Source organism: Pontibacterium granulatum, from assembly GCF_029961155.1.
Taxonomy (GTDB): domain Bacteria; phylum Pseudomonadota; class Gammaproteobacteria; order Pseudomonadales; family Balneatricaceae; genus Pontibacterium; species Pontibacterium granulatum.
Window position 1 is genome coordinate 1 of the sequence record NZ_JASBRH010000029.1, and the last position, 11,652, is coordinate 11,652.

At 53.6% G+C, this 11,652-nt stretch carries 7 protein-coding genes; 4 read left to right on the plus strand and 3 right to left on the minus strand.

The genetic code is table 11. The features are described 5' to 3' along the window. Nucleotides 1–226: 226 nt before the first annotated feature. Complete coding sequence (gene ubiT / locus QKW35_RS18665; RefSeq protein ID WP_282355590.1) at nt 227–715, minus strand: ubiquinone anaerobic biosynthesis accessory factor UbiT; 489 nt, start codon at nt 713–715, stop codon at nt 227–229. A 154-nt stretch (nt 716–869) separates the two neighbouring features. On the opposite strand from ubiT, the gene QKW35_RS18670 reads away from it, so the two are divergent. From QKW35_RS18670 to QKW35_RS18680, 3 genes are read left to right on the plus strand one after another with little or no spacing between them, the layout of a single operon-like run. Further along, nucleotides 870–2,594, plus strand: coding sequence for a ribonucleoside triphosphate reductase (locus tag QKW35_RS18670; RefSeq protein ID WP_282355592.1), 1,725 nt, complete (start codon nt 870–872; stop codon nt 2,592–2,594). A 56-nt stretch (nt 2,595–2,650) separates the two neighbouring features. Beyond that, nucleotides 2,651–2,818, plus strand: a complete 168-nt coding sequence (gene nrdD / locus QKW35_RS18675) for an anaerobic ribonucleoside-triphosphate reductase (RefSeq protein ID WP_282355595.1) — start codon at nt 2,651–2,653, stop codon at nt 2,816–2,818. Nucleotides 2,819–2,859: 41 nt separating this feature from the next. Next, nucleotides 2,860–3,564 (plus strand): anaerobic ribonucleoside-triphosphate reductase activating protein, encoded by a 705-nt coding sequence (locus QKW35_RS18680; protein ID WP_282355596.1) that lies wholly within the window; start codon nt 2,860–2,862, stop codon nt 3,562–3,564. A gap of 15 nt (nt 3,565–3,579) precedes the next feature. On the opposite strand, the gene QKW35_RS18685 is transcribed toward QKW35_RS18680, so the two are convergent. Beyond that, nucleotides 3,580–5,307, minus strand: coding sequence for a bifunctional protein-serine/threonine kinase/phosphatase (locus QKW35_RS18685; RefSeq protein ID WP_282355598.1), 1,728 nt, complete (start codon nt 5,305–5,307; stop codon nt 3,580–3,582). 108 nt (nt 5,308–5,415) lie between these two features. Continuing rightward, the gene (locus QKW35_RS18690) at nt 5,416–6,888 is read right to left on the minus strand and encodes a NarK family nitrate/nitrite MFS transporter (protein ID WP_282355600.1); all 1,473 of its coding nucleotides are present in this window, start codon (nt 6,886–6,888) and stop codon (nt 5,416–5,418) included. A 1,027-nt stretch (nt 6,889–7,915) separates the two neighbouring features. On the opposite strand from QKW35_RS18690, the gene QKW35_RS18695 reads away from it, so the two are divergent. Further along, complete coding sequence (locus QKW35_RS18695; protein ID WP_282355602.1) at nt 7,916–11,650, plus strand: EAL domain-containing protein; 3,735 nt, start codon at nt 7,916–7,918, stop codon at nt 11,648–11,650. The last annotated feature ends 2 nt before the right edge of the window (nt 11,651–11,652 follow it).

Consider the following 11,652-nt stretch of genomic DNA (forward strand, 5'->3'; position numbering starts at 1 on the left):
CATTGGGTGACCTCACCCCCTGGGAATATCTGGCCAAACATGACCCGCTGGAAAACTCTAATTATGCGTGTAACTAATTAGGGGAGGTTTACATATACATCACTGCGACTTGAATATTCCGGTCAGCTCAAGGATTACTGGGCTTCGTGGCGTTTACATTACTTTGATACGTTATGGGTGAAGGCATAATCTGTTGAGAAAACGACACTTTCAAGCCGGTACGTGGTTAAACCGGCAGCTTACTCACCAACTCAACCCCTTTACGCATCATCTGCGGCAGGTCGTCCCAATCGATGCTGTCGAGCAGGTTCTTTACCGCCAGTCCCAGTTCCGTATTGCCTTCGATCAGCAGGCGGCGTTGGAAGAAGAGGGTGTCCGGATCCTGTTCCCGGTTGGCCAGTTTTAAAAAGTCGCGTGCTTCACCTTTAACCCAGGCATCGGCGCTGTCTGAATTGCACACCACCAGTTGTTCCGTTTCGCAGCTGAGTACAACTTTAATACCCAGATCGGTCACTTCCAGACCCAGCTGGTGGTCTTCCAGAAAGTAAAACTCGTCATCGGCCAGCGGTTGCGAAAAGGCCTGATTCAGGGCTTTCTCCAGCAGTTGTTTCTTTACGCTGAACGGGATCAGGGACTCGGTTTTGCTGATCACCCGAGTCATCAGTTTTACCCTGTCGGGGCGGGTAAACGCTAAGCGTGCGGTGAGAAAGGCCATCTGATTACTCCTCTAAAGTGGCAGCCATCATAAGGGAAAATAATTTTTGGCCCCTTGATAACAATCAAGGCTATCTAGTGGTTGGGTTACGCACAATGCACTACATATTGTGCTAAGTTGTAAATAACCAACCATATATAGTGTTGAGGGTGTCATGGATAACCATCAGTCAGTAGCCGTCAGAAGTACCGTGGATGAGTATCTTGAGCGTAGCGACTGGCGTGTAAACGCGAATGCCAACCAGGGGTACTCGTTGGGAGGTCTGATTCTGAACGTTTCAGGCAAAGTGATCGCTAACTACTGGCTGAATGAGGTGTACACACCCCAGATCGGCCTGGCGCATCGTGAAGGGGATCTGCATGTCCATGACCTGGATATGCTGTCCGGTTATTGTGCCGGTTGGTCGTTACGCACACTGTTGCACGAAGGGCTGAACGGCATTCCGGGTCGCCTGGAAAGTGGTCCACCCAAGCACCTGAGCAGTGCGGTGGGGCAGATCGTTAACTTCCTCGGCACGCTGCAAAACGAGTGGGCGGGTGCGCAGGCGTTCAGCTCCTTCGATACCTATCTGGCGCCGTTTGTACGTAAAGATCAGATGAGCTACGAGGCTGTGCTGCAGTGTATGCAGGAGCTGATCTACAACCTCAACGTGCCGTCCCGCTGGGGGACTCAAACCCCGTTCACCAACCTGACCTTCGATTGGCACTGTCCGGAAGATCTGGTCGAGCAGATCCCGGTGATCGCCGGTGAAGAGATGCCGTTTAACTATGGCGAGCTGCAGGCAGAGATGGACATGATCAACCGCGCTTACCTGGAGGTGATGGATAAGGGCGACGCGATGGGGCGGGTGTTCACCTTCCCGATCCCCACCTACAACATCACCAAGGATTTCGACTGGGAGTGTGATAACGCCGAGCGTCTGTTCAGCCTTACCGCCAAGTATGGCCTGCCGTACTTCCAGAACTTTATCCGTTCCGACCTGGAGCCGAACATGGTGCGTTCCATGTGCTGCCGCCTGCAGCTGGATCTGCGCGAGTTGCTGAAGCGGGGTAACGGCCTGTTTGGATCTGCCGAACAGACGGGCTCTATCGGTGTAGTGACCATTAACTGCGCCCGCCTGGGGTATCGCAACAAAGGTGATTGGGATGAGTTGTACGAACAGCTGGACCACCTGCTGTACCTGGCAAAAGACTCGCTGGAACTGAAGCGCCAGCGTATTCAGCAGTTGATGGATGAAGGCCTGTTCCCGTACAGCAAACGTTACCTGGGCACCCTGCGTAACCACTTCTCCACCGTGGGCGTGAACGGCATCAACGAGATGCTGCGTAACTTCAGTGATGACCGTATGGATATCACCGGCGAGGAGGGGATGCGTGAGGCGATCCGCCTGCTCAACCATATCAACGAGCGCCTGACCGAGTTCCAGCAGCAGACCGGCCACCTCTACAACCTGGAGGCCACCCCGGCGGAGGGCACCACCTACCGCTTTGCCCGTGAAGACCAGAAACGCTTCCCGGATATCCTGCAGGCCGGTACCCGTGAAACACCTTATTACACCAACTCTAGCCAGCTGCCGGTGGGTTACACCGACGATCCGTTTACGGCGCTGGAGATGCAGGACGAGCTGCAGACCCGCTATACCGGCGGCACTGTACTGCATCTGTATATGCGCGAGCGGATCTCCAGCGTGCGGGCCTGCAAGCAGATGGTGAAAACCGCACTGAGTCAGTTTGCGCTGCCCTATATCACCATCACACCAACCTTCTCCATCTGCCCGGTACACGGTTATCTGGCCGGAGAACACGAGTTCTGTCCACGTTGTGACGAAGAGCTACTGCAGAAAAAGCAGGAGCAGATGAAGGCCCTGCTGGCCCACTGAAACGAACACTAAGCCAACAAAATTACTGAATACTAGAAGCGAACAAGGAGTTCACCATGAACGCACATATCGACGAAGCGAATACCCTGTTGAAACCGGAAGAACGCCAGCGCTGCGAAGTCTGGACCCGTGTCATGGGGTACCACCGCCCGGTGGCACAGTTTAATGCGGGCAAAAAAGCCGAGCACGCCGAGCGCTGCCACTTTGTCGAAACTAAGGCATAAGTAAGGCGTAAGTAAGGCCTAGAAAGCAGCGAGGAAATAGCATGACGGCAGCCCTGCAGATCAGTGGTCTCACTCCCCTCACCACGATCGACTACCCCGACCACCTTGCCTGTGTGGTGTACACGCAGGGCTGTCCGTTGCGCTGTGCCTATTGCCAGAACTCACACCTGATCCCCTTTCGGGAGGAACCGGGCCAGTTGAGTTGGTCGCGGGTGGTGAGTTTTATGGAGCAGCGCAAGGGGATGCTGGAAGCGGTGGTCTTCAGCGGTGGTGAGCCGACCCTGCAACCGGGTCTGCGTGAAGCAATGCTCAGTGCCATCGAGCTGGGCTATAAAGTGGGTTTGCATACTGCCGGTGTCAGCGCCAGTTCGCTGTCGAAGTTGCTGGGTCTGGCCGACTGGATCGGCCTGGATGTGAAAGCCCCGGATGATCTCTATCAGACAGTCACCGGGCGCGCCAACCAGCATATCCAGAACCAGCGTTGCCTGGACCTGCTGCTGGACAGCGGCACCCATTTTGAATGCCGCACCACGGTGGACTGGCGTCTGATGCAGCCGGACGATCTGTTACGTCTGGCAGAGCAGCTGATGACACGGGGGGTACGGCGCTATGCCTTGCAGATCAACCATGGAGGGCAGTGCCTTGATCCGAAACTGTGTGAACCGGCGGTGATCGCCACGTCCGAAAAGGTTCAGCTCAAAGCGGTACTGAATACGATGTTCCCGCACTTCGAATGGCGGGAATGAGCGGTTATCGATTGGTTATTTCAGCCAGAAAGCGATCAGGGTAAACAGGGCGATCATAAACCACACCAGCGACATCAGCTGCCAGAAGATCAGTGCGTTAGGGGATTTCTGCGCGGCTTCACGCGGTACCAGGAAGGCCGGGTTGGGTTCGGTCAGATCCTGCATAAAGTGGTTGATAGTGTCGTAACGTTGTTGCGGGTCGATCATCATTGCTTTTTCCAGTGCGCGGTCGAACCAGATCGGGATGATCGGATTGTAACGGTCCGCAGGGATGTATTTCAGTTTTTGCAGTTGCTGTGGCTTTTCGCAGTTTTCCAGGCCGTCGCCAAACGGCAGGTGGTGGGTAAAGATCTCGTAGGTGATCGCCGCCAGGGAGAACATATCCCCCTTGATTCCGGTGTTCTGGCCCAGTCGGAAAACCGGGTCAGAGTAGTTCATGGTGCCGAGGATCCGGTCGCGCTCGATCGGCACAAAAATCTCGTTAATCCCCGCCACAAACACCGAACCAAAGTCGACGATAACGGCTGTGTTATCCGGCCGGATCATCACATTGCTCGGCTTAAGATCCTGGTGCAGGGTTTCCCGTTTATGGAACGCCTTCAGACCATTGGCGATCTGCTTGACGATCTCAATGGCCAGTGCCGGTTTCGGGGTGGGATTGGCTTCGATCCACTCATCCAGCGGCACCCCTTCGATGGGCTCCATTAAGTAGTAGAGGAACGTTTTGGCACGGTTGGGGATATGCACTTTCACCACGTTGGGGCTGTGGATGCGGCTACCGACCCATTCCTCCATTACAAAGCGCTCGATGTAGGCGGCGTCGTCTTCGTAGTTGCGTGACGGGGTTTTCATCACCCAGAGCTGTTCGGTTTCCAGATCACGCACCCGGTACAGCTGGCTGCGGTTGCTGGCGTACAGTTCAGATTCGACAAAGTAGTTATCGATCTTCATGCCCGGTTCCAGATCCGGCGGGAAGGGCAGGTCGGTGAGGCGGTCGGTGATCTCGTCTACTGTGTTGTCAGAGAGTTTCTCCACACGGACCAACTGACAGCTCAGGTTATCGGTGCTGCCGGCGTCGTAGGCAGCCTGCACCAGCGCTTCGCTGCAGGCTTGCAGGTCGCGGTCGGCCAGCGCCATATTTTTCAGGACCGACGGTTCCAGCGTATCGTGGATGCCATCGGTGCTGAGCAGGAACAGGTCACCCTCTTCGATATCGATAGAGCGGTAGTCGATCTCCAGATGCGTATCCATGCCCATCGCCCGTGACAGGCAGCTGTTGCTCTCGCTCAGGCGGGTGATGTGATCCTCCGTCAGGAGCTCCAGGCTCTGGTTGCGGATCAGGTAGATGCGGCTGTCCCCGATATGGAACAGGTGTGCCTTGCGGGACTTGATAACCAGCACGGACAGGGTGCAGACGTGGCCGCGGCTGGTGGAGAGGTATTCGTGGCTGCGGGCATAGAGCAGCCGGTTGATGGAGGTCAGCACCTTCTGGGCGGACTTGCTGACCGTCCAGATATCCGGGGTATCGAAGTAGTCGCTGAGGAACTCCTGCACACAGTATTGTGCAGCTTCCGCGCCGGCTTCGGCGGTGCTCACACCGTCTGCAATGATCGCGACCGCGCCTTTGGTGGTGAGCAGGTTGCCCTCCGGTTGATAGGTCCCCAGGCAATCCTCATTGCGTTCTTTACGGCCCTTTTCACTGCACTGGCCGGTTTCAAGCTCAATTTCGTTGCTGAGATACATATCAAATTCCTGTTTTCTAGGAGCTTGTCTGGCTCCAGGCTTCCCAAAACAGCAAAAGGCAGGGCCAGAAGCTGACCCCACCTTTTAATTTAGCTGTGGAGTAATCGCTTATTCCACATCGATAAGCTGTACGGTGCCATCCGGCAGAACCTCAGCCATCTTGCCGCTTGGCTCATCCATGAACTGCACCATGCCGAACACGACAGCAGCAGAGGCGGCGATTACCATGAAGAAGGTAGAGTAGTCCACGAAGCTCAGTACTGTCAGGTAGCACACCGCACCGACGTTACCGTAAGCACCCGCCATACCCGCGATCTGGCCAGTCATGCGACGCTGGATCAGAGGCACCACTGCGAATACTGCACCTTCACCTGCCTGCACGAAGAAGGAACACGCCATAGTTGCGATCACTGCCAGAGGAATCCACCAAGTACCGTCGATCTGGCTCAGGATCATGTAACCAACGGCCAGACCCAGGATCAGCACGCTCAGGGTTTTCTTACGGCCGATCTTGTCACTCAGGTGACCACCGGTAGGACGTGCCACCAGGTTCATGAAGGCAAAACCGGATGCCAGCAGACCTGCTTTTACCGGGTCCAGACCGTCGAACGTCTCCAGGAAGAACAGGGGCAGCATGGATACTACCGCCAGCTCGGAGCCAAAGGTTGCGAAGTAAGCCACGTCCAATACCGCCACCTGCTTGAACTTGTAGCGGTGCAGTTCTGGTACGCCGTTTTTCAGGTTCTCTTCGTTAACGTGGTAGATCGCACGTACCTGAACCAGGAACAGGATCACCAGCGCCGCGTAGATTGCGTTAGTCGCGAATCCATCCAGCAGCCCGATGTTTGTTGGCGACAGTTTCCAGGTCAGAACCGCCAGTGCCACATACATCGGGATGTTCATCAGAATGTAGAAGACGAAATCGCCTTTGCTGGTAACTTCCAGGCCACCGCTTTTCTTCGGCTTGAAGTACGTGGAGCCTTTTGGAGTGTTGCGTGCCATACGGTAGTAGATCAGACCGTACACAATCGCGATCACACCGATAGACGCCAGAGCGTAACGCCAGCCGTTCTCACCGCCGTATATCAGGGCGATGGTTGGCAGGGTCATTGCCCCGGCTGCGGAACCGAAGTTACCCCAGCCACCGTAGATACCTTCAGCAACACCGACCTGTTTCGCTGGGAACCACTCGCTCACCATACGGATACCGATTACGAATCCGGCGCCGATGAAACCGCTGAGGAATCGCATGATCGCCAGCTGTTCATAGGTCTGTGCGGCCGCGAAGCCAAGACAAATCGCACCGCCAATGACCAGCAGGATGCTGTAGATCAAACGAGGTCCGTACTTGTCCACCAGTGTACCGATGACAATCCTCGAAGGAATCGTCAGTGCCACGTTCAGTATCAGCAGTGCCTTAATTTCCGCGCCCGACAGACCAAAGACGTCCTTGATGTAAGCCATCATCGGCGCGTGGCTGAACCAGACCACGAAGGTCAGAAAGAAAGCGAACCAGGTAATGTGCAAGGTTTTAATTTTGGGGTCGCCAAAATTCAGTAACCTTATTCCGCTAGTGGACATGTGACTGCTCCTAAATATTAACAGCGATTTTTGCAGTTTTACCGGCTAACAGATGGTGTGTAATTTCGTGGTTTACCGTTTGAGCAATCAAAAAGGTTTGAAGGTTTTTAAGTTGATAAACACACGATTTTTTACAGCAGTTATTCCAGTTGAGTCGGTAGTGATTAAGAGTAACTTGCAGTAAAAATATGCCCTTTCTAAAAGACGGATATTGACATATATCAACGGTTTTTCAGGCCGGTTTGAGGATGTAAAGGTGATATACCACCTTCGTGGTATTGGATGGGTTGATGTTTAATCCTTTGAATTTAAAAGGATATTTTTGTTTTTATAAGTGGGTGTTAGACTTTTTTCTACCCCTAGTAATCTTAAGGGGTACAGTGTGGCAAGAGAGGGGAGCAAATCGATGAATTTGGGGACGTAAAGTTCAGCCTCAATACACCCTGTCTGTAATTGATAAATATTAATTACAGGTGATTTTTTGAAGGGGTATATAAAACTTATCTCTTCAGAGGTATTGGTCAAATAATAAACCGGGTTTATCGTTGACAGCGTTCTGAAGGTTGTTGCACGTGCTGATCTAGATGCTCGGATCAGGTTCTGGATAATACCCTCTCTCCTCGTTATCCAGTGACGTGCAATGGCTTATCAGAAACCTTGACTCATGAGGTGTTCAGGGCCTCATATCAACTGGCAAGTCACCGGCGGAATCTGACCTATTCCGCCGGTTTTTTTCTAACTGAGATCACGTGATATTTGTCCGGATACTCGGCCCCCATTACTTGCATATATGCCTGTTGTTTTTTGCAACGTCTTTTTGTCCCCGGGCAATATATCTGTCTGAATTCAATTGGATAAATTGCGCTTGCCAGCGATGTTGTGCAACCATTCAACATGTTCGTAGTTCGGTATTCAGCCGCCCACGCAGTCGAATGCGATGATTCAAGGAAAATCAATGCGGAATCGCGACAGAGCCTCCGATAGAGATCGTGCTCAGATGCAATCTCACTCGTTAGCATCGCTAAACTTGACCCCGCCCGCTGTGTACGTGTTGGGCTTTATCTTGCTTCTTTCCTTCGTTACTGGCGCGTACTTCACTGAAAAATTCATTTACGAGCGGCATGCCATCCAAGTCCGTTCTGAAGTGCAGCAGCACCTGTACACCACCCGGGACCGTATCGATAACAACCTGAAAGGTGATATGCAGCTTGCCAGGGGGCTGATCGCTGCGATAGCCGCCGATCCTTATATGGATCAACTTACCTTTGAGCAGGCTGCAGAGGCGTTGATGGAAAAGAATCAACGTCTTAAGGAGATGTCGGCGGCGCCGGGGCTGGTGATCAAATTTCTTTACCCGATAGCAGGGAATGAAGGGGCTTTAAATCTGGACCTCGCAAAAGTCCCCGAACAGTTTGGAGCAATCCAGCGGGCACGCAGTACCGGTGAGATGGTGTTGTCGGGGCCTGTTGATCTGATCGAAGGTGGTACTGCGTTTATTTCCCGGATGCCCGTGTTTCTGAGCGATGAGGGTGGGCCTTACTTCTGGGGAATCGCCAGCGCCCTGATTGATGAGCATGCATTGTATATGAACAGTGGCCTTCTGAATGATGATATGCCCATCGAGATCGCCATTCGCGGTAAAGATGCGTTAGGGCCGGAAGGGGAGGTGTTCTTCGGGCGTGCCTCCCTATTTGATGAACACCCGGTGCTGACCGAGATTCTGTTGCCCAACGGCAGCTGGCAACTGGCAGCGGTCGCAAAAGGAGAGCAGGCACTGCCAGGCGTTATCTGGCTGATTCGCGGCGGATTTGCTCTGCTTGCGCTCGTAATACTGTTGGCTTTTGTTGCGATCGTGAATTCTCTGAGACAAGCCCACCTGGCTCAAGCCCAGTTGAGTCTATCCCTGCGTGCGCTGCACGAACGAGAGGCGTTGTTGCGTACCGTCGTCGATGAAATGCCTGATGTGGTGGTACTTAAAGACAAGGACGGTAAATTCCTGCTGGGTAATCAGGCGGTCGCTCAACTTTACAACACGACCCCGGACGAGATGCTTGGTAAGGACGATGCCGACTTTGGCGTGCCCAAAGAGATGGCCGATTTCTTCCGCGAGAACATACAGGCGGTGATCGCTAGGGGTGAAACAGAGGTTGTCTTTGAGGACAGTACGGATGCCGTAACCGGCGAAGTGCGCCACTTTAAGTCGATCAAGCGTCCTTTTAAGGATGTGGACGGTAACGACCAGATTCTGGTCATCGCACATGACATCACCGATATCGTTGATGCACAGGATCAGGTGGCCGCCAATGAAGCCAAGTTGAGCGCCATCCTGGATAACGTGGACGCTTATATTTACCTCAAGGATTCGGACGGCAAGTACCTGTTCGCCAACAAAAAGGTCTTGGATTTGTGGGGTGTATCGATGGATGAAGTGATCGGTTACACCGATGACCAATTCTTCGATGCTGAATCTGTTGTGATTATTAAACAGAATGACCGACAGGTCTTTGAAACAGGTGAAACCTTCCGGGAAGAGGAGTCAGCCACCAACCTGCGCGATGGCAGTGTAGGAATCTACCGCACGACCAAGCTTCCTTTACGTCGGGACGATGGATCTATCTACGCCCTGTGTGGGATTTCAGTGGATATCTCTGAGATCAAGCGGATCGAGCACGCCCTGCGTGAGAGTGAGCAGCGCTTTAAGGTGGCCGGGAAGGCGGCTTATGATCTGATTTACGAATGGGAGGTCGCAACAGACAGCTTGCGCTGGTTTGGTGATATCGACCGTATTCTGGGCTGCAAACCCGGAGAAATCTCTCATGAGGTAGACAGCTGGTTGGCGTTGATCCATCCGGATGATCGGCCAAGGCTGGCCGGTGTTGTGGAACAGCATCGTAATAGCATCCAGCCGATCAATTACGAGTACCGTATTCGCCATAACAACGGCACCTACCGTTATTGGAGTGACCATGCACTGCCGTTGCTGGATGACAACCGTAAGCCCTACAAGTGGATTGGTGTGTGCACCGATATCACCACCCAGAAGCAGCAACAGCGCGAACTGGAGTTCAGTGCTTATCATGATCGCCTGACCAGCCTGCCAAACCGTATGTTGTTGTCGGATCGCTTGCGTCAGGCGATGTATCAGGAAGCCCGTCGTGGGCAGAGTTTGGCGGTGGTCTACATCGATCTCGATGGCTTTAAAGAGATTAACGATACTCACGGTCATGAGATGGGAGATCACTTGCTGGTAGCGATAGCAAAACGTTTCCAGCGTGTGCTGCGTGAGGGCGATACGGTTGCCCGCCTGGGGGGCGATGAGTTTGTGGCGGTACTGATCGATATCGAAACCACTGCCAGTGCCATTCCTCTGCTGCGCCGTCTGTTGAAAGTCATCGGCGAACCGGTGTTGGTGGATGATCTGATCTTGCATGTATCGGCCAGCATCGGTGTCTCGTTCTATCCACAAAATGATGACGTGGATGCGGACCAGCTGTTACGTCAGGCGGACCAGGCGATGTACCAGGCCAAGCTGGAAGGTAAAAACCGCTACCACTTCTTTGATGCCGAGCACGACCGTAGCTTACGTGGACAGCATGAGATTCTGGAACGGATTGGAGAAGCCCTGTTGCGCAACGAGTTTGAGCTCTACTACCAGCCGAAAGTGAATATGCGCACCGGCCAAGTACTGGGTGTGGAGGCGTTGATTCGCTGGAACCATCCGGTGGAAGGGCATCTGCAGCCGGGTGAGTTCCTGCCGGTGATCGAGGATCACCCGCTCTCTATCGAATTGGGCGAGTGGGTGATCAATCAGGCACTTAAACAGTTACAGTGCTGGAGCCGCATGGGGCTGAATATACCCGTCAGTGTGAATATTGGCGGCTTGCAGCTACAGCAGAGTAATTTTGCAGAGCAGCTGCAGCGCCTGCTGGCGCAGTATCCGGATGTGGAGCCGGCGGACCTGGAGCTGGAGGTACTGGAAACCTGCGCGTTGCAGGATATCGTCAAGGTATCTAAGGTGATGCGGGCCTGTCAGCTGATCGGTGTAAATTTCTCGCTGGATGACTTTGGTACCGGGTATTCATCCCTGACCTATCTGAAATCGCTGCCGGCAGCGGTGCTGAAGATCGATCGCTCCTTTGTACGCGACATGCTGGAAGACCCGGATGATCTGGCGATTCTGGAAGGGGTTGTCGGCATGGCTGCGGCTTTCCGCCGTAAGGTGATTGCGGAAGGTGTAGAGTGTGTTGAACACGGAAAGCTTCTGTTGCAGTTGGGCTGTGAACTTGCCCAAGGTTACGCGATCGCAAAACCGATGCCGGCAAGTGAGGTTCCGCAATGGATTGAATCCTGGCAACCGCCAAAGGAGTGGCGTACGCAGAAGCCGATCAGCCGGGATGATCTTTCTCTGTTATTTGCAGCGATCGAACACAAGGCGTGGATGCGTACACTGGATTATTATCTGAGCGGTGATGTTGAACAAACGCCGCCACTGGCACCGGACACCTGCCGTTTTGGTCAGTGGTTGGATACCGAGGGCAAGAGACGTTACGGTGGTACGGCCTTGTTCAGTGAGGTTATTGAGCTGCATCGTCAGGTGCATCTGACAGGTCAGGATATCTGTCGTTTGTATGAAGCGAATGAAGTGCTTGCGGCACAGGCGAAGTTGGATGATCTGACGGATCTCAGCGATGACCTGCTCAGTTGCCTGGATGTGTTGCTCAGTGGTTATTCGCTGGAACGCTTGAACGTGGTATCAGATTAGAC